General features: G+C 70.4%; 20 protein-coding genes and 5 tRNA genes. 7 read left to right on the forward strand and 18 right to left on the reverse strand.

Annotated features, from left to right (window positions below; translation table 11 throughout):
- Positions 1–18: 18 nt before the first annotated feature.
- Positions 19–1,707 (reverse strand): DAK2 domain-containing protein, encoded by a 1,689-nt coding sequence (locus ACIQPR_RS37135; RefSeq protein WP_403658169.1) that lies wholly within the window; start codon positions 1,705–1,707, stop codon positions 19–21.
- Positions 1,708–1,964: 257 nt separating this feature from the next.
- Between ACIQPR_RS37135 and rpmB the strand changes: the two genes are divergently transcribed.
- Positions 1,965–2,150 carry a 50S ribosomal protein L28 gene (gene rpmB / locus ACIQPR_RS37140; RefSeq protein WP_004924906.1) on the forward strand — a complete coding sequence of 62 codons (186 nt, stop codon included), beginning with the start codon at positions 1,965–1,967 and terminating at the stop codon, positions 2,148–2,150.
- A gap of 92 nt (positions 2,151–2,242) precedes the next feature.
- Here the strand turns inward: rpmB and thiD are convergent, their stop codons facing one another.
- Positions 2,243–3,037, reverse strand: coding sequence for a bifunctional hydroxymethylpyrimidine kinase/phosphomethylpyrimidine kinase (gene thiD, locus ACIQPR_RS37145; RefSeq protein ID WP_403657764.1), 795 nt, complete (start codon positions 3,035–3,037; stop codon positions 2,243–2,245).
- Positions 3,034–3,999 (reverse strand): thiamine-phosphate kinase, encoded by a 966-nt coding sequence (locus tag ACIQPR_RS37150; RefSeq protein ID WP_403657767.1) that lies wholly within the window; start codon positions 3,997–3,999, stop codon positions 3,034–3,036. Before ACIQPR_RS37150 ends, thiD begins: the two co-directional genes overlap by 4 nt.
- A 191-nt stretch (positions 4,000–4,190) precedes the next feature.
- On the opposite strand from ACIQPR_RS37150, the gene ACIQPR_RS37155 reads away from it, so the two are divergent.
- Positions 4,191–4,424: an Lrp/AsnC family transcriptional regulator gene (locus ACIQPR_RS37155; RefSeq protein WP_003997603.1), complete on the forward strand. Its 234-nt coding sequence runs from the start codon at positions 4,191–4,193 to the stop codon at positions 4,422–4,424.
- A 20-nt stretch (positions 4,425–4,444) separates the two neighbouring features.
- Positions 4,445–4,936, forward strand: a complete 492-nt coding sequence (locus ACIQPR_RS37160; RefSeq protein WP_403657770.1) for a DUF3515 domain-containing protein — start codon at positions 4,445–4,447, stop codon at positions 4,934–4,936.
- A gap of 13 nt (positions 4,937–4,949) precedes the next feature.
- On the opposite strand, the gene ACIQPR_RS37165 is transcribed toward ACIQPR_RS37160, so the two are convergent.
- The 3 genes from ACIQPR_RS37165 to ACIQPR_RS37175 form a co-directional block, all read right to left on the reverse strand.
- Positions 4,950–6,107 carry a D-alanine--D-alanine ligase family protein gene (locus ACIQPR_RS37165; protein WP_403657773.1) on the reverse strand — a complete coding sequence of 386 codons (1,158 nt, stop codon included), beginning with the start codon at positions 6,105–6,107 and terminating at the stop codon, positions 4,950–4,952.
- A 128-nt stretch (positions 6,108–6,235) separates the two neighbouring features.
- The gene (locus ACIQPR_RS37170; RefSeq protein ID WP_403657776.1) at positions 6,236–7,246 is read right to left on the reverse strand and encodes an NAD(P)H-dependent glycerol-3-phosphate dehydrogenase; all 1,011 of its coding nucleotides are present in this window, start codon (positions 7,244–7,246) and stop codon (positions 6,236–6,238) included.
- Positions 7,243–8,037 carry a lysophospholipid acyltransferase family protein gene (locus ACIQPR_RS37175; RefSeq protein WP_403657779.1) on the reverse strand — a complete coding sequence of 265 codons (795 nt, stop codon included), beginning with the start codon at positions 8,035–8,037 and terminating at the stop codon, positions 7,243–7,245. Before ACIQPR_RS37175 ends, ACIQPR_RS37170 begins: the two co-directional genes overlap by 4 nt.
- A gap of 144 nt (positions 8,038–8,181) precedes the next feature.
- Here ACIQPR_RS37175 and cofC point away from each other — a divergent pair, with 144 nt between their 5' ends.
- Together cofC and ACIQPR_RS37185 are read left to right on the forward strand one after the other, a co-directional pair.
- Positions 8,182–8,841, forward strand: coding sequence for a 2-phospho-L-lactate guanylyltransferase (cofC, locus tag ACIQPR_RS37180; RefSeq protein WP_403657782.1), 660 nt, complete (start codon positions 8,182–8,184; stop codon positions 8,839–8,841).
- 9 nt (positions 8,842–8,850) lie between these two features.
- The gene (locus ACIQPR_RS37185) at positions 8,851–9,054 is read left to right on the forward strand and encodes a hypothetical protein (protein ID WP_403657785.1); all 204 of its coding nucleotides are present in this window, start codon (positions 8,851–8,853) and stop codon (positions 9,052–9,054) included.
- 87 nt (positions 9,055–9,141) lie between these two features.
- Here the strand turns inward: ACIQPR_RS37185 and ACIQPR_RS37190 are convergent, their stop codons facing one another.
- The 4 genes from ACIQPR_RS37190 to leuC form a co-directional block, all read right to left on the reverse strand.
- The gene (locus ACIQPR_RS37190) at positions 9,142–9,792 is read right to left on the reverse strand and encodes an HU family DNA-binding protein (RefSeq protein WP_403657788.1); all 651 of its coding nucleotides are present in this window, start codon (positions 9,790–9,792) and stop codon (positions 9,142–9,144) included.
- 137 nt (positions 9,793–9,929) lie between these two features.
- On the reverse strand, positions 9,930–10,160 hold the full coding sequence (locus tag ACIQPR_RS37195) for a hypothetical protein (protein WP_019068724.1): 231 nt from the start codon (positions 10,158–10,160) through the stop codon (positions 9,930–9,932).
- Positions 10,161–10,422: 262 nt separating this feature from the next.
- Complete coding sequence (gene leuD, locus ACIQPR_RS37200) at positions 10,423–11,016, reverse strand: 3-isopropylmalate dehydratase small subunit (protein ID WP_403657791.1); 594 nt, start codon at positions 11,014–11,016, stop codon at positions 10,423–10,425.
- Between the two features lie 5 nt (positions 11,017–11,021).
- Positions 11,022–12,446, reverse strand: coding sequence for a 3-isopropylmalate dehydratase large subunit (gene leuC / locus ACIQPR_RS37205; RefSeq protein ID WP_403657794.1), 1,425 nt, complete (start codon positions 12,444–12,446; stop codon positions 11,022–11,024).
- A 191-nt stretch (positions 12,447–12,637) separates the two neighbouring features.
- Between leuC and ndgR the strand changes: the two genes are divergently transcribed.
- Complete coding sequence (ndgR, locus tag ACIQPR_RS37210) at positions 12,638–13,354, forward strand: IclR family transcriptional regulator NdgR (protein ID WP_019068721.1); 717 nt, start codon at positions 12,638–12,640, stop codon at positions 13,352–13,354.
- A 65-nt stretch (positions 13,355–13,419) separates the two neighbouring features.
- Here the strand turns inward: ndgR and ACIQPR_RS37215 are convergent, their stop codons facing one another.
- On the reverse strand, positions 13,420–13,932 hold the full coding sequence (locus ACIQPR_RS37215; RefSeq protein ID WP_403657797.1) for a DUF4188 domain-containing protein: 513 nt from the start codon (positions 13,930–13,932) through the stop codon (positions 13,420–13,422).
- A gap of 79 nt (positions 13,933–14,011) precedes the next feature.
- Between ACIQPR_RS37215 and ACIQPR_RS37220 the strand changes: the two genes are divergently transcribed.
- Entirely contained in the window at positions 14,012–14,656 is a 645-nt protein-coding gene (locus ACIQPR_RS37220) for a MerR family transcriptional regulator (protein WP_403657800.1), read from the forward strand.
- 60 nt (positions 14,657–14,716) lie between these two features.
- Here ACIQPR_RS37220 and ACIQPR_RS37225 read toward each other — a convergent pair.
- The 7 genes from ACIQPR_RS37225 to ACIQPR_RS37255 form a co-directional block, all read right to left on the reverse strand.
- A tRNA-Glu gene (locus tag ACIQPR_RS37225) sits at positions 14,717–14,789 on the reverse strand.
- 28 nt (positions 14,790–14,817) lie between these two features.
- A tRNA-Gln gene (locus tag ACIQPR_RS37230) sits at positions 14,818–14,889 on the reverse strand.
- A 20-nt stretch (positions 14,890–14,909) separates the two neighbouring features.
- Positions 14,910–14,982 (reverse strand) — tRNA-Glu (locus ACIQPR_RS37235).
- Between the two features lie 61 nt (positions 14,983–15,043).
- Positions 15,044–15,116 (reverse strand) — tRNA-Glu (locus ACIQPR_RS37240).
- A gap of 26 nt (positions 15,117–15,142) precedes the next feature.
- A tRNA-Gln gene (locus ACIQPR_RS37245) sits at positions 15,143–15,214 on the reverse strand.
- Positions 15,215–15,306: 92 nt separating this feature from the next.
- A complete protein-coding gene (locus ACIQPR_RS37250; RefSeq protein WP_403657803.1) occupies positions 15,307–16,038 on the reverse strand; it encodes an HAD family hydrolase in 732 nt (243 codons plus the stop codon).
- Positions 16,039–16,102: 64 nt separating this feature from the next.
- Complete coding sequence (locus tag ACIQPR_RS37255; protein WP_403657806.1) at positions 16,103–16,501, reverse strand: hypothetical protein; 399 nt, start codon at positions 16,499–16,501, stop codon at positions 16,103–16,105.
- Positions 16,502–16,571: the final 70 nt, after the last annotated feature.

Consider the following 16,571-nt stretch of genomic DNA (forward strand, 5'->3'; position numbering starts at 1 on the left):
CGCTCGACCGGGGCGGCCCTATTCGACGCCGATGAGCAGCAGGGCGCCCTGTCGGCCGCCCCGGTACACGACCGTGTCGACGGCGAGGTAGGACTCGCGGACGTGGGCCTCCAGGACGTCGGCGACGCTCTCGGGGGCCTCGTCGCCCAGGACGAGGGTGACGAGTTCGCCGCCGGCCGCGAGCATGCGGTCGAGGACGGACCTGGCGGTGGCCGTGACGTCGGCGCCGATCACCGCCACGTCGCCGTCGACGAGGCCCAGGACGTCCCCGGCCTGGCAGATGCCGGCCATGGTCCAGGACTGGCGTTCGGCGACGGCGACCTCGGCGTAGCGGGTGGCGCCGGCCGCCGAGGTCATGGAGACGACGTCCTCGTCGAAGCGGCGCTCGGGCTCGTGCACGGCGAGCGCGGCGATCCCCTGGACCGCCGACCGGGTCGGGATCAGCGCGACCCGGATGCCCTCGGCACGGGCCTGCTCGGCCGCTGCCGCCGCCGTGTGCCGCAGGTCGGCGTCGTTGGGCAGCAGCACGACCTCGCGCGCGTGGGCCCGCCGCAGGGCCGCGACCAGCTCCCCGCTGGCGGGCGGCTCACCGGGGCGGGCGAGCACGGTGGTCGCGCCCGCCTCGCCGTAGAGCCCGGCCAGGCCCTCGCCCGGGACGACGGCGACGACGGCCCGCTGGGCGCGCTCCCTGGGCGGCCGTTCGGCACCGGTGGTGTGGACGTCGCCGAGCCCGAAGTGGGTGATCCGGATGCGGTACGGCCGCCCGGCCTCGACGCCCGCCTCGACGGCGGCGCCGGCGTCGTCGACGTGCACATGGACGTTCCAGAGGCCGTCGCCGCCGACCACGACGAGTGAGTCGCCCAGCGCGTCGAGCCGGTCCCGCAGCCGTGTCACGGCCGCGTCCTCGGCCTCCAGGAGGTAGATCACCTCGTAGGCGGGGCCGCCCTCCTGGGGTGCCGCCGGGTCCTCCTCGCAGAGGACGACGTCGTCGACCCCGGGAGCAGCGGATACCGAAACGGCCTCCACGCGCGCGTGCCCCCCGAAGACCGGTGCCTCCCGTGTGAACGTCTCCACCAGCGCGGCCAGCACCGCCACCAGTCCCCGGCCGCCGGCGTCGACCACTCCCGCGCGCTCCAGGACGGCCAGTTGCCCCGGAGTCGCGGCCAGCGCCGCGCACGCCCCGTCGTAGGCGGCCCGTGCCACCGTCCCGCAGTCGCCCTCGGTGGCGTCGGCCGCGTCGGCCGCCGCCGAGGCGACCGAGAGGACCGTGCCCTCGACCGGGTGGGCCACGGCCTGCCGCGCGGAGTCGGCCGCGTGCCGCAGCGCGAGCCGCAGCCCCTCCCCGTCCGTGTGAGCCGTCTCACCGTCCGCGGCGAGCACCTGGGCCATGCCCCGCAGCAGCTGCGCGAGGATCGTCCCGGAGTTGCCGCGTGCCCCTATGAGCGCTCCGTGGGCCATCGCCCCGGCGGCGTCGGCCAGCAACGGCTTCTGCCCGGTGAGGGTGCCGTGGCCGGTGAACACCGCCTCGACGGCCGTGACGGCGGACTCCATGGTCAGGTAGAGGTTGGTGCCGGTGTCACCGTCCGCCACGGGATACACGTTGATGGCGTCGATCTCCTCGCGCGCCCGCCCCAGCGCGCGCAGCGCGAGACCGCACCAGGTGCGCACCGCGAGAGCATCGAAGAATGTCTGCGGCACCTGCGGCACCTGCGCCTCCTTGAGCTGCTGGACTGGCACGCAGCGTAGACCTTGGAGCGGTCCGGGCCCGAGGAGGGCCGGAGCAGGCCCTCGACCAGGCATGGTAGTTTCGTTGAACCGGCGCAGTCGTTGTATGCTGCTCCGGTTGCCCGATCCCGATCGGGCCATCCCCCCTGGCAGTGCCACATCAGATCCTAGATCCTGATCCCGGCGTGCCGGGATCATCCGTAAGTGCATCTGTGCATCTGAAGTCTTTGGAGTGACCCGTGGCTGCCAACTGCGACGTCTGCGGCAAGGGGCCGGGCTTCGGCAACAACATCTCGCACTCGCACCGCCGTACGCCGCGTCGCTGGAACCCGAACATCCAGCGCGTTCGTACCGTGGTCGGCGGGACGCCGAAGCGCGTGAACGCTTGCACCTCGTGCATCAAGGCCGGCAAGGTCTCGCGCTGACGCACTGCTGAGCGCGCGGCCACTGCTGGTTCGCTGCATCGAGCCGGTCCACCTCGTGTGGGCCGGCTTTTTGCCGTGCCCGCTCGGCCCGCTCAGTGTTCCTCGCGCCGCAGCGCCCACCCGTGGTCCACGGGCCCGATGCCGCCGCCGAGCGCGAACCCGGCCGCTATCGCCCCGGTGACGTACGTCTTCGCCGCCGTCACCGCGTCCGGCACCGACCGCCCCATGGCGAGGTGCACGGCGATGGCCGAGGCGAGCGTGCAGCCCGTGCCGTGCGTGTGCCGGTTGTCGTAGCGGGGCGCGCGCAGCCAGTGCTCCTCGGTGCCGTCGGTCAACAGGTCCACGGCGTCGCCGGGCAGATGCCCGCCCTTGACGAGCACCCAGCGCGGCCCGTACGACAGCACCGCCGCCGCGGCCTCCCGCAGCTGCTCCTCCGTCTCGACGCGCACGCCCGTGAGCTGCGCCACCTCGTCCAGGTTCGGCGTCGCCACGGTCGCCACCGGCAGCAGTCTCGTGCGTACGGCGTCCAGCGCGGAGGCGGCGAGCAGCGCATCCCCGTGCTTCGAGATCCCCACCGGGTCGACGACCGCGGGAGCGTCCGTCCCCGCGAGCAACTCCGCGACCGTCTCCACGAGTTCGGCCGACGCGAGCATCCCGGTCTTCACGGCCTGTACGCCGATGTCGTCGACGACACTGCGGTACTGGGCGCGCACCGCCGCCGCCGGAAGTTCCCAAGCGCCCTGCACCCCGCGGGAGTTCTGCGCGGTGACGGCCGTGACGACGCTCATGCCGTGCACGCCGAGCGCCAGCATCGTCTTCAAGTCGGCCTGGATCCCGGCCCCTCCACCGGAGTCGGAGCCGGCCACCGTCAGCACGAGCGGCTTCACGACTCGATGTCCCCGAAGTGGTCCCAGCCGCCCTTGCTGGTCCACGGCGCCCCGTCGACTGTCACCTGGGGCAGCGCGGAGGGGTTGAGGACCTCGCCGATCACCTTCCAGCGGGCCGGCAGTTTCACGTCCGGGGCGAAGGTCGCCACGATCGCGTGGTCCTCTCCCCCGGTGAGCACCCACTGGATGGGGTCGACGCCGACGGCCTGCCCGATGTCGTGCATCTGGGTCGGGATGTCGATCGCGCCCGAGCGGATGTCGATCCGGACCTTGCTCGACTCGGCGATGTGCCCGAGATCGGCGATCAGCCCGTCGCTGACGTCGCACATCGCGGTCGCCCCGAGCCCGGCCGCCGCCGGACCCGCGTGGTACGGCGGCTCGGGGCGCCGGTGCGCCTCCACGAACGCGCGCGGCGAACGGAAGCCCCGCGACAGCACCGCGTACCCGGCCGCGGACCAGCCCAGCCAGCCGGTCACCGCGACCACGTCACCGGGCTGCGCGCCGGCCCGGGTGACCGGCTCCCGGCCGCGCAGATCACCGAGCGCGGTGATCGACACCATGATCGTGTCGCCGCGTACGACATCGCCGCCGACCACCGAGGCACCCGCGACCTGGCACTCGTCGCGCAGCCCGTCCATCAGCTCGGCCGGCCAGGTGACCGGGAGTTCGGCCGGCACGACCAGGCCGAGGAGCAGGGCGGTCGGTACGGCGCCCATCGCGGCGATGTCCGCGAGGTTCTGCGCGGCGGCCTTGCGTCCGACGTCGTAGGCGGTGGACCAGTCGCGGCGGAAGTGCCGGCCCTCCAGCAGGATGTCGGTGCTCGCCACGACCCTGCGGTCGGGCGCGGCGACGACCGCGGCGTCGTCGCCGGGGCCGACCCGGACCGAGGGGGTGGTGGTGAGCCGGGAAGTGAGCTCCCTGATGAGCCCGAACTCCCCCAACTCACCGACGGTGCCCTTCATCGTTCGTCCTCTTCTCGTGACGGCAGCGCCCGGTCGCGAGCCGTCGGTGTGCTCGGTACGGTCGAGGTGACCGTCGACTTCAGTCGTGCCCGTGCCCCGGCACGGCCGCGGGTCTCCCCGCGGTGAGCGGCGACGCGATACCGTGGCGTTCCTTTTCCCCACATGATCCTCGTGGCCGCCCTGGAGGTTCCGTGGTACAGGCGTACATCCTGATCCAGACGGAGGTCGGCAAGGCGTCGACCGTCGCCGAGACGATCAGCAAGATTCCCGGAGTGATCCAGGCCGAGGACGTGACAGGACCGTACGACGTGATCGTGCGCGCCCAGGCCGACACCGTCGACGACCTCGGCCGCATGGTGGTCGCCAAGGTCCAGCAGGTGGACGGCATCACCCGCACCCTGACCTGCCCGGTGGTGCATCTGTAGCCCCCGTCTACCCTTGGCCGGTGAACTCTCTCCGTCACCGGCGCCGTTCCGTCATCGGGCTGTCCGTGCTCGCCCCGCTGATCGCCCTCGCGGGCTGCTCCTCGGCAGACGACAGCGCGTCGGCGGCGGTTCCCTCACCGGGCGCGAAGGTCTCCGGACTGTGCCGGAATCTGGACAAGGTGCTGCCGTCGAAGGTCGACGGCCAGGGCCGCCGGGATCCCGAGCCCGCGTCCGCGCTGACCGCGGGCTGGGGGAACCCGGCGATCATACTGCGCTGCGGTGTCGTGCGACCCGCGAAGATGAACGACCCCGAGGCCGACGGCGTCGAGGTGAACGGGGTGGGCTGGCTGCTCCAGAAGCAGGACGACGGCTCGTTCCGGTTCACCACGACGCTGCGCAAGGCCTACGTCGAGGTGACCATCCCGAAGGACCGCACCGGGGACGGACTGGCGCCCCTGGTCGACCTGGCGAAAGCGGTCAAGCAGGCGATCCCCGCGGGGATCGCCGACTAAGGCCTGTCGTGGCTCAGCGGAGTCCGGTCGAGCGCCGCAGCGCGGCCTGGATCAGGAGGTCGACCAGCTCCCCGTAGGGGACGCCGCTGGCCTCCCACATCTTCGGGTACATCGAGATCGGCGTGAAACCGGGCATCGTGTTGATCTCGTTGATGACGAACTCGCCGTCCTCCGTGAGGAAGAAGTCCGCCCGCACCAGGCCCTCGCAGGAGGCCGCGTCGAAGGCGTCCACCGCGAGCCTGCGCACCTCGGCGGTCTCCTCGGGCGTCAGCGGGGCGGGCACGATCCCCGGGGTGGAGTCGATGTACTTCGCCTCGAAGTCGTAGTACGCGTGCTCCTGGGGCGGCGGGATCTCGGCCGGCACGCTGGCGCGCGGCCCGTCCTCGAACTCCAGCACCCCGCACTCGATCTCGCGTCCGCGCACCGCGGCCTCCACGAGGATCTTCGGGTCGTGCCGCTGCGCCTCCTCGATCGCCTCGTCGAGTCCGGCGAGGTCGTCGACCTTGGTGATGCCGATCGACGAGCCCGCGCGCGCGGGCTTCACGAACAGCGGCCAGCCGTGCTCACCGGCGAAGTCGACGATCTTCTTGCGGGCCGTGGACTGATCCCGCTCCCACTCGCGCGGCCGGATCACCACGTAGGGGCCCACCTTGAGGCCGAACGAGGTGAACACCCGCTTCATGTACTCCTTGTCCTGGCCGACGGCCGAGGCGAGCACACCCGCGCCCACGTACGGCACACCGGACAGCTCCAGGAGTCCCTGGAGGGTGCCGTCCTCGCCGTAGGGGCCGTGCAGGACGGGGAAGACGACGTCGACCTCGCCGAGGGCCTTGGGCACGGATCCCGGTTCGCTGATGACGACCTCGCGGTTGCCGGGGTCGAGCGGGAGCACCACTCCGCCCTCGCTCGACTCGGCGAGCTCGTCGACGTCCGGGGTGCGGCGGTCGGTGATCGCCATGCGTTCCGGCGCGTCGGCGGTGAGGGCCCAGCGGCCTTCGCGGGTGATGCCGATCGGCAGGACGTCGTACTTGGTCCGGTCGATGGCCGCGAGGACGGCGCCGGCGGTGACCACGGAGATCCCGTGTTCGGAGCTGCGACCGCCGAACACGACGGCCACACGCGGCTTGCGAGGCGGCTGCTCAGGGCTCTGGGAGAGGTTCTCGGTGCTCATATCGCGATGAGCGTACCCGGTGGTACTGCCTTGAGTCAGCGTCCGTTGACGGGCGGCGGTTCGAACAGCCGCCGGAGGCGGGCGCCGCGGGCAGCGCCCCCACTCCGCCGCCGAACCCGGCGGAGCGCTCAGCGGCGCTCCGGCTTCGCGCTGCGGGACATCAGCTCCTTGACCGCGACGACCGGCGACTTGCCCTCGTGCACGATCTCGAAGACCGTCTCGGTGATGGGCATGTCGACGCCGTGCCTGCGGGCCAAGTCCAGTACGGATTCACAGGACTTGACGCCCTCGGCGGTCTGCTTGGTGACCGCGATGGTCTCCTGGAGGGTCATGCCCTTGCCGAGGTTGGTGCCGAAGGTGTGGTTGCGCGAGAGCGGCGAGGAGCAGGTCGCGACCAGGTCGCCGAGGCCCGCGAGCCCGGAGAACGTGAGCGGGTCCGCGCCCATGGCGATGCCGAGCCGGGTCGTCTCCACGAGCCCGCGCGTGATGAGCGAGCCCTTCGCGTTGTCCCCGAGCCCCATGCCGTCCGCGATGCCGACGGCGAGCCCGATCACGTTCTTCACCGCGCCGCCGAGCTCGCAGCCCACGACGTCGGTGATGGTGTACGGCCTGAAGTACGGGGTGTGGCAGGCGGATTGGAGCCGGCGGGCCACGGCCTCGTCGGTGCAGGCGACCACGGCGGCGGCCGGCATCCGGGAGGCGATCTCCCGCGCGAGATTGGGTCCGGAGACCACGGCGATACGGTCCCGGCCGACCTTGGCGACGTCCTCGATGACCTCGCTCATCCGCATGACGGAGCCGAGTTCGACGCCCTTCATGAGCGAGACGAGGACCGTGTCGGACGCCAACAGGGGTGCCCAGTCGGCCAGGTTGGAGCGCAGCGTCTGCGACGGGACCGACAGGACGGTGAAGTCGGCGCCGGCGGCGGCCTCGGCGGGATCGGTGGTGGCCCGCAGGTTCTCCGGGAGTTCGACACCGGGGAAGTAGTCGGGGTTCGTACGGCCGGAGTTGATGGCGTCCACGACCTCCGCGCGGCGCCCCCACAGGGTGACCTCGCACCCCGCGTCGGCGAGCACCATGCCGAACGCCGTGCCCCATGAACCGGCGCTGAAAACGGCCGCCTTGACCGGCTTGCTCACGTGCCCTGCCCCTCTTCCTGTTCCACCTTGTGCTCCGGCTGCTCGGTCTCGGCGGTCTCCGCGGCCGTCCGGCGCCGCTGCTCGATCCGCTCGCGGCGCGGATCGTAGGGCGTCTCGGGGGCCTTCGCGCCGCGGATCTGCTCCAACAGGCGTGTGATGTCGGCCATGATGACCTCGGTCGCCTCCTTGAGGAGGTCCGGGCTCATGTCCTTGCCGTAGAACGGCGTGAGGTCCACCGGGGGGCCCGCGAGCACATGGCTGGTCTTGCGCGGGAAGACGTGCAGTTTCTTGGCGTAGGGCGGCAGCAGTTCGTTGGCGCCCCACTGCGCCACGGGAATCACCGGGCACTTGGTCTGGAGGGCCACCCGCGCGGCACCGGTCTTGCCGGTCATGGGCCACTGGTCGGGGTCCCGGGTGATGGTGCCCTCGGGATAGAACGCGACGCATTCACCGCGCTCCACGGCGTCGATCGCGGCGCGGAAGGCGCTCAGCGCGTCCGTGGTCTCGCGATAGACGGGGATCTGTCCAGTGCCGCGCATCGCGGCGCCGACGAATCCCTTCTTGAAAAGACCGCTCTTCGCGAGGAATCGCGGAACGCGCCCGGTGTTGTACTGAAAGTGAGCGTACGCAAGGGGGTCTACGTGCGAATTGTGGTTCACCGCGGTGATAAATCCGCCCTCGGCCGGAATGTGCTCCATTCCACGCCAGTCCCGCTTGATCAGAACCACCAGCGGCGGTTTGCAGAGGACCGCTGCGAAGCGGTACCAGAACCCGATTCTGCGGCGGGGCACGCGAACACCTTCCTCTAGGACCTGGGGAGCCGCACAAGTGTCGCCCCAGGCCGCCGGTCTGTCGAGAACACCGTACGCCCCGCCACCGACAACGCCAGGGGCGCCGGGTGACAATGGCGGCGACAAGAGAGGGACGGATCACGCGTGCAGTGGACCTTGGTGATACCCCTGAAGTCTCTGGCGCGAGCCAAGACCAGGCTCTCGGACACGGCCGGCGACGGGCTGCGGCCGGGGCTCGCCCTCGCCTTCGCGCAGGACACCGTGGCGGCCGTGCTGGCCTGCCCGGCGGTCCGCGATGTGGCGGTCGTCACGGACGACGTGCTGGCCGGGCGCGAACTGGCCGCGCTGGGCGCCCGGATCGTCGCGGACGAGCCGGGAGACGGCCTGAACGCCGCTCTGCGGCACGCGGCGGCGGTGGTGCGGGTTTCCCGGCCCGAATGCGCCGTCGCGGCCCTGAACGCCGACCTGCCGGCGCTGCGCCCCCTGGAATTGGCCCGGGTCCTGGACGCGGCGGCGGAATTCCCGCGCGCTTTTCTGCCGGACGCCGCCGCAATCGGCACCACCTTGCTCACCGCGCGAGAGGGCCGCGAATTGCGCCCCGCATTCGGCACGGATTCCCGCGCCCGCCATCGCGCCTCCGGCGCCGTCGAACTCACCCTGGACGCGGTGGATTCCGTACGGCAGGACGTGGACACCGGGGAGGACCTGCGGGCGGCGCTGGCCCTGGGCGTGGGGCCGCGCACGGCGGCGGCGACCGCGGGGCTGCTGATTCCGGGACGGCCGGCGGCCATGGGCGGGCAGTAGGCTGCCGCCATGCAGGCGACCGCTTACACCTACGACGCCACGAGCCGTACCGGCAGTGTGCTGCTCGACGACGGCACCCCGGTGCCGTTCGACGCCGCCGCGTTCGACGCGGGCGGGCTGCGGCTGCTGCGGCCGGGACAGCGGGTGCGGATCGAGACCGAGGGGCCCGGGGACGGGCTCAGGGTCACATTGGTGACGCTGCAAACCTTCTGAACGCCCGGGCAGGGGCGGTGAACACGCCGCGGGCCGGACTCCCGAGGGGAGTCCGGCCCGGCGCGTGAGTGCCGTGCCTTCCGCCGACTAGCGGGTGGCGGTGGCCTTCTTGGCGGTGGTCTTGCGGGCCGTCGACTTCTTGGCCGGGGCCTTCGTGGCGGTCGCCTTCTTGGCCGGGGCCTTCTTGGCGGCGGCCTTCTTGGCGGTGCCGGTGGCCTTCTTGGCCGCCGTCTTCTTGGCCGTCGCCGTGGTCTTCTTGGCGGTCGCCTTCTTGGCCGTGGTCTTCTTGGCGGCGGTCGTCTTGGCCGCCGTCTTCTTCGCCACGGTCTTCTTGGCGGCGGTCGTCGCCCGCTTGGCGGTGGTCTTCTTGGCCGCGGCCTTCTTGACCGTCGCCGAAGCGGTGCCGCTCAGGCTGCCCTTGGGCGCCTTCTTGACGGCGACCTCGCCACCGCGCGGGAGCTTCTTCGAGCCGCTCACCAGGTCCTTGAAGCCCTGGCCCGCGCGGAAGCGCGGAACGGAGGTCTTCTTGACCCGCACCCGCTCGCCCGTCTGGGGGTTGCGGGCGTAACGGGCCGGACGGTCGACCTTCTCGAACGAACCGAAACCGGTGACCGAGACCCGGTCCCCACTGACGACGGCACGGACGATGGCGTCCAGTACCGCGTCGACCGCCTCGGCGGCCTGCTGACGGCCACCGACCTTGTCGGCAATCGCTTCTACGAGCTGCGCCTTGTTCACGTCTTCCCCTTCGGAGACATTGGCCGGAACGAAAGTGTTCAGGCTTTTCCGCACGTTAGGCAGATATATACCGCAAATCAAACACGAAACGGGCTAATCACCCGTGCGCCGCAACGAACTCGGCTGCCTGGACTTGTTCAGCGTTCCTCTTCGGGGAATCGACCCGCGTCGAGGTCGGCCGTGAACCTGTCCAGTCGCCTTGTCGCGTCGGCGAGATCGTGCTTGGCCGCGGCCGTAATGACCAGCAGCTTCCGGGCCAGCGCCATCCGTACGCCCTCCGGGACTTGCAGTGCGCGCACCCTTGTGTGCGCTTCCTTGAGTTGGTCCGCGACTGCCGCATAGAGCTTGAGTTGGCCGTCGTGTTCCATGCACAGATTGTGCCATCTGGGGCGAGTTGTCGCCTGCGGGGGTCGCAACTGGTGCCTCGAACGGCCTGACGGAGCAAGGCGGCGGCCTTGGCTCAAAGCTGCGCCTACCCCATCAACACCCTGTCTAACATGGGAAGTTGAGAGAAGCGTTGGAGGCGCGCGGGGCCGTTCGGGTGCAGACATGGCTGTACCCCCAATCGTGGCGATCGGGGGTACAGAGGGTGTCGCGGTGGCCGGATCTCGACCAGGAGCGGGGGTTGGGTCAGACCTGGACCGTCCGCGGCTTGTACGAGGGGCGCTTGGCCTCGTACTCCGCGATGTCGCCCTCGTTCTGGAGGGTGATGGAGATGTCGTCCAGTCCGTTCAGCAGCCGCCAGCGGGCGTTCTCGTCGAGTTCGAAGGACGCGGTGATGCCTTCGGCGCGCACCTCGCGGGCCTCCAGGTCGACCGTGACCTCGGCCTGCGGGTCCTGCTCGGCGAGGTCCTGGAGGGCCTCCACGATCTTCTGGTCCAGAACGACCGTGAGCAGGCCGTTCTTCAGCGAGTTGCCGCGGAAGATGTCGGCGAACCGGGACGAGATGACGGCCTTGAAGCCGTAGTTCTGGAGCGCCCACACGGCGTGCTCGCGCGAGGAGCCGGTGCCGAAGTCGGGGCCGGCCACCAGGACCGTGGCGCCCTTGCGCTCGGGGCGGTTGAGGACGAAGTTCTCGTCCTTGCGCCAGGCCTCGAACAGTCCGTCCTCGAAGCCGTCCCTGGTCACCTTCTTGAGCCAGTGGGCGGGGATGATCTGGTCGGTGTCCACGTTGCTGCGGCGCAGCGGGACGGCCCGGCCGGTGTGCGTGGTGAATGCTTCCATGGCTCTCAGACTCCAGCGGGCACAGGGGCGTCGGACAGGTCGGCGGGCGAGGCCAGATGGCCCAGCACGGCGGTCGCGGCGGCGACCTGCGGCGAGACCAGGTGCGTACGGCCGCCCTTGCCCTGCCTGCCCTCGAAGTTGCGGTTGGAGGTGGACGCGGAGCGCTCACCGGGCGCCAACTGGTCCGGGTTCATGCCCAGACACATCGAGCAGCCCGCGTGCCGCCATTCGGCGCCGGCCTCCTTGAAGACGAGGTCCAGGCCCTCGGAGACGGCCTGGAGACCGACCCGCGCGGAGCCCGGGACGACCAGCATCCGTACGCCGTCGGCGACTTTGCGGCCCTCGACGATCGCGGCGGCGGCGCGCAGGTCCTCGATGCGGCCGTTGGTGCAGGAACCTACGAAGACGGTGTCGACCTTGATGTCGCGCAGCGGCTGGCCGGCCTCCAACCCCATGTATTCCAGGGCCTTTTCGGCGGCGAGGCGCTCCGAAGCGTCTTCGTACGAAGCCGGATCGGGGACGGAGGCCGAAAGCGGCGCGCCCTGACCGGGGTTGGTGCCCCAGGTGACGAACGGCGCCAGCGAGGGACCGTCGATGACGACCTCGGCGTCGAATTCGGCGTCCTCGTCGGTCTTCAGGGTCTTCCAGTACGCGACGGCCGCGTCCCAGTCCTCGCCCTCGGGCGCGTGGGCGCGGCCCTTGATGTAGGCGAAGGTGGTCTCGTCGGGGGCGATCATGCCCGCGCGGGCACCGGCCTCGATCGACATGTTGCAGATGGTCATGCGGGCCTCCATCGAGAGTTTCTCGATGGCCGGGCCGCGATATTCCAGGATGTAGCCCTGGCCGCCGCCGGTGCCGATCTTCGCGATGATGGCGAGGATCAGGTCCTTGGCGGTGACGCCGTCGGGCAGTTCGCCGTCGACGGTGATGGCCATGGTCTTGGGGCGGGCCAGCGGCAGCGTCTGGGTGGCCAGCACGTGCTCCACCTGGGAGGTGCCGATGCCGAACGCCAGCGCGCCGAAGGCGCCGTGCGTGGAGGTGTGGGAGTCGCCGCACACGACCGTCGTGCCGGGCTGGGTCAGTCCCAGCTGCGGTCCCACGACGTGGACGACGCCCTGCTCGACGTCGCCCAGGGAGTGCAGGCGCACGCCGAACTCGGCGCAGTTCTTGCGCAGCGTCTCCAGCTGGGCCCGGGAGACCGGGTCCGCGATGGGCTTGTCGATGTCGAGGGTCGGGGTGTTGTGGTCCTCGGTGGCGATGGTGAGGTCCAGGCGCCGCACGGGACGCCCGGCCTGGCGGAGACCGTCGAAGGCCTGCGGGCTGGTCACCTCGTGCAGCAGGTGCAGATCGATGAAGAGGAGGTCGGGCTCGCCCTCGGCGCGCCGGACGACATGGTCGTCCCAGACCTTCTCCGCGAGTGTCCTACCCATCGCTTTCCCTCCGGCCGGCGAAACAGCGCCGGCCCAACTAGAGATCTTGAGGAGACGGCGCTCGCACCCCCTGGTTCACGGGCAGCCGCCGCCTGGCCCGTTTGGTACGCGGGCCGCTGTGCCTACAAGAGTTGCGCGTCTCACGAAAAAAGGAACTTGCGTTTCACAGAGTGAGACGCGAGTATCGTTTCATGGACAACAGTAGCGGCGTCGGCGTCCTGGACAAGGCAGCCCTTGTCCTGGGCGCTCTGGAGTCCGGTCCGGCCACCCTCGCGGGTCTGGTCGCGGCGACCGGGCTGGCACGACCCACGGCACACCGGCTGGCCGTGGCCTTGGAACACCACCGTATGGTGGCGCGCGACATGCAGGGCCGTTTCATTCTCGGCCCCCGGCTCGCCGAGCTGGCCGCGGCCGCCGGCGAGGACCGGCTGCTCGCCACGGCGGGCCCGGTGCTCACGCATCTGCGGGACATCACCGGCGAGAGCGCGCAGCTCTACCGCCGCCAGGGCGACATGCGCATCTGCGTGGCCGCGGCGGAACGCCTGTCCGGACTGCGGGACACCGTCCCGGTCGGCTCGACCCTCACGATGAAAGCCGGTTCCTCGGCCCAGATCCTGATGGCCTGGGAGGAGCCGGAGCGCCTGCACCGCGGCCTCCAGGGCGCCCGCTTCACCGCCACGGCCCTCTCGGGCGTACGGCGCCGGGGCTGGGCCCAGTCCATCGGCGAGCGCGAGCCGGGTGTCGCGTCGGTCTCCGCGCCCGTGCGCGGCCCCTCCAACCGCGTGGTGGCCGCGGTGTCCGTCTCCGGCCCCATCGAGCGCCTCACGCGCCACCCGGGCCGGATGCACGCCCAGGCGGTCATCGACGCCGCCGCCCGCCTCTCCGAGGCCCTGCGCCGCACCGGCTGATCCCCCGGAACACCGAAGGAGGGCCTGCCTCAACGCCGCGGCAGGCCCTCCGTCATGTCCGGGACCTACTCGGAGGCCACCTTCTCCGACCGGTACGCGAACCGGTCCTTCGCCCGCCTCCCCCGCTTCTCCACCGGCACCTGACCGTGCGCCGCCGCGAGTCCGAAGGCCGGCATGTCGGCGTAGATCGCCTCGTAGGACCCCTCGGCCACCACATAGCTCTCGTGCCACAGCCCGACATGGCCGCGCACCTTCCCGGCCTTCTCCTTGCGGTTGACGATCGCCCATGCCCGGTGGTGGAACATGTCGGGCGAACTCGCGTACGTGTAGAGCTTCTCCTTGGACTCCCAGTACTGGACGACGTAGTACGTCCGCGGGGACGCCGTCAGCAGTACGTGCCCGAGCAGTCCTCGGCTCCTGTCCTTCCCCAACTCCCGCAGCATGCGCGGCATCGCGAGGAACACCGGCACCCAGTGGTGCACGGCCCAGAAGCGGTTGATGCGCATCCCGATCAGCAGCACCACCACCTCCCCCTCGGCGGCGGCGGTGGTACGGCCGTTGACGACCTTCGCGAACATGGCACCCCCTAGTTGGGTACCGGCACTATCCGATGACCCATGCTTGGATAGTGCCGGTACCCGATGAAAGGCGCAAGACATGCGGCTGGCCGAGTTGAGCGAGCGCAGCGGTGTGTCCATCGCGACGATCAAGTACTACCTGCGCGAAGGCCTGTTGAGCCCCGGCCGGCAGGTCAACACGACCACCGCCGAGTACGACGGGGAACACCTGCGCAGACTGCGTCTGGTCCGCGCGATGATCCAGGTCGGCCGGCTCCCGGTGGCGACGGTCCGCGAGGTGCTCGGCCATGTCGACGACGACTCCCTCGGCCGTACGATCCGGCTGGGCGCGGCGCTCTGGGCGCTGCCGCAGGTTCCCGAGCCGGACGCGGAGGACGAGCACGTCCGGGCCGCGCACCGCGAGGTGGACCAGCTCCTGGAGACGCTGGGCTGGTCCAACTCCCAGGCCCTGGTGACCATTTCGCCGTCCTACCGCTCACTGGTCGTGGCGGTGGCGGCACTTCGCCGGCTCGGATACGACTGGCCCCCCGAACTCGTCGTGAACTACGCCAGGTTGATGCACCGGGCGGCGGTGCTCGACCTGGACTTCGTGGAGACGTACCCCTCGGAGGCCGAGAAGGTGGAGACGGCGGTCGCGGGCGCGATCTTCGTCGAGCCGGTGCTCCAGGCACTGCACCGGCTGGCACAGGAGGAGGAGTCGGCGCGGCGGTACGGCTTCGAGTGATTCGAGTGGGCCGGACATGAGGAAGGCCCCCCACCGAAGTGGAGGGCCGTTCTCTGTAGGTACCCCCGACCGGATTCGAACCGGCGCTACTGCCGTGAGAGGGCAGCGTGCTAGGCCGCTACACAACGGGGGCGCGGATCATGCGTTTCCGCAGATCACAGCTGGTCTACCAGGACTCGAACCTAGAATGACGGTACCAGAAACCGTAGTGTTGCCAATTACACCATAGACCAAGGTATTGCAAGGTAAAACGTACCCCCGACCGGATTCGAACCGGCGCTACTGCCGTGAGAGGGCAGCGTGCTAGGCCGCTACACAACGGGGGCCCTAGCGATCCTGCATGAGAGGTGACGGGTGCGACCCGGCCACCTTCCTGGGAAGGATCTGTACCCCCGACCGGATTCGAACCGGCGCTACTGCCGTGAGAGGGCAGCGTGCTAGGCCGCTACACAACGGGGGCATTGCAGAATTCATAGCATCTGCGAGCTGGCCTACCAGGACTCGAACCTAGAATGACGGTACCAGAAACCGTAGTGTTGCCAATTACACCATAGGCCACCAAAACACAATCCCTTGCGGGGATCTTGTTCTAGTTGACGCCTCCGGTTCCTGGTCTTTCGACCCGCTCCCCGGTGGCGACAGGAACAACATTACCCGAAGGTGGACGGGGCTCCAAAACGGGTATCGGCGCCGAGCAGAGCGGGGAGTTCGGCGAGGGAGCCGATCCGGTGCCGCCCCGCCAGCGCCTCGACGGAGGTGTGCCCGCCGCGGCGGTCGATCCAGACGGAGAGCAGCCCGGCGTCCGCCGCGCCCCGCCCGTCGATCTCGGGGTGATCTCCGACATACGCCACCTCGTGCGGCGGCAGTTCCAGCGCCTCACAGGCCGCGAGGAAGGCGCCGGCCTCGGGCTTGGAGACGCCCAGTTCGGCCGCGCACAGGATGACCTCGAAGCGGTCGTGCACGCCGAGGGTGCGCAGCTTGCGGTCCTGCACGGTGATGCTGGAGTTGGAGAGGACCGCGTGCCGGTGACTGGCCGCGAGGGTGTCGAGGACGGGCAGGACGTCCGGGAAGAGCGCCCAGGCGGTCTCGTAGCGGTTCTTGTAGCGCCGGAACCAGTCGTCGGCCTCGGCGTCGGTCAGCTCGCGCTCCAGGAAGTGCCGGACCCGGTCGAGGCGCTGCCCCTCGAACGTGACCTCCCCGGCTGAGAACCGCGCCCAGTGGAACTCGGTGGCCACCCGCCAGCGCTCCAGGGCCGCCGCCACGCTCTCCTGCCCGTCGAGCAGCCCCTCGGTCACCAGGTGCTCCCGCATGGCGGCACGGTCCGCGCCGGTGTAGTCGAACAGGGTGTCGTCGACGTCCCAGACCACGGCCCGAATACTCATGATCCGACCATAACGCGGGGCCCCGCGGCACGTGTGTGCCGCGGGGCCCCCAACTGGTCGGCCGTCAGGCGCAGGACAGGGTCCAGGAGCCGTAGGACCCGACGATGTAACCGCCGCTCTCGGTCAGGCCGACGCGGTAGTAGAAGCAGGCGCCCTCGGTGAAGTCCTTGTCGTAGACATAGGCGTTGTCGAGGTTCCAGCCGGTGTAGCCGCCGGTGTACGCCTTGGACTGGGCGGAGTCGGTGGTGTGCGGCTGTCCGGTGGTCGGGGTCGTCCAGTACAGGAGGACGCCGTGGCCGTCGGAGCAGGTGTCCAGGAACTTGAAGGTGTCGCCGTCCGGGTAGAAATACACCACTCCGCACGCGTTCTTGCTGGAACCGCTGTCGACCGCCGCGGCCGGCGCCGTCGCGGCGACCGCCAGACCGACGGCCGCGACGACCACCGTGAGAATCTTCTTGAACACGCAGACCCCTCCCCATGCACCTACCGGCTCCCCGTGGCGCCGGATCGGACGGATCTTAACTATGGCGTGA

The organism is Streptomyces sp. NPDC091280 (assembly GCF_044768565.1).
Lineage (GTDB): Bacteria > Actinomycetota > Actinomycetes > Streptomycetales > Streptomycetaceae > Streptomyces.

What these genes read in the sequence shown, in the direction of transcription:
- ACIQPR_RS37150 (WP_403657767.1), bottom strand. Translation starts at nt 3,999, where the DNA reads ATGAAGGGCACCGTCGGTGAGTTGGGGGAGTTCGGGCTCATCAGGGAG.
- ACIQPR_RS37165 (WP_403657773.1), bottom strand. Translation starts at nt 6,107, where the DNA reads ATGAGCACCGAGAACCTCTCCCAGAGCCCTGAGCAGCCGCCTCGCAAG.
- ACIQPR_RS37185 (WP_403657785.1), top strand. Translation starts at nt 8,851, where the DNA reads ATGCAGGCGACCGCTTACACCTACGACGCCACGAGCCGTACCGGCAGT.
- ACIQPR_RS37195 (WP_019068724.1), bottom strand. Translation starts at nt 10,160, where the DNA reads ATGGAACACGACGGCCAACTCAAGCTCTATGCGGCAGTCGCGGACCAA.
- leuD (WP_403657791.1), bottom strand. Translation starts at nt 11,016, where the DNA reads ATGGAAGCATTCACCACGCACACCGGCCGGGCCGTCCCGCTGCGCCGC.
- leuC (WP_403657794.1), bottom strand. Translation starts at nt 12,446, where the DNA reads ATGGGTAGGACACTCGCGGAGAAGGTCTGGGACGACCATGTCGTCCGG.
- ndgR (WP_019068721.1), top strand. Translation starts at nt 12,638, where the DNA reads ATGGACAACAGTAGCGGCGTCGGCGTCCTGGACAAGGCAGCCCTTGTC.
- ACIQPR_RS37215 (WP_403657797.1), bottom strand. Translation starts at nt 13,932, where the DNA reads ATGTTCGCGAAGGTCGTCAACGGCCGTACCACCGCCGCCGCCGAGGGG.
- ACIQPR_RS37220 (WP_403657800.1), top strand. Translation starts at nt 14,012, where the DNA reads ATGCGGCTGGCCGAGTTGAGCGAGCGCAGCGGTGTGTCCATCGCGACG.
- ACIQPR_RS37250 (WP_403657803.1), bottom strand. Translation starts at nt 16,038, where the DNA reads ATGAGTATTCGGGCCGTGGTCTGGGACGTCGACGACACCCTGTTCGAC.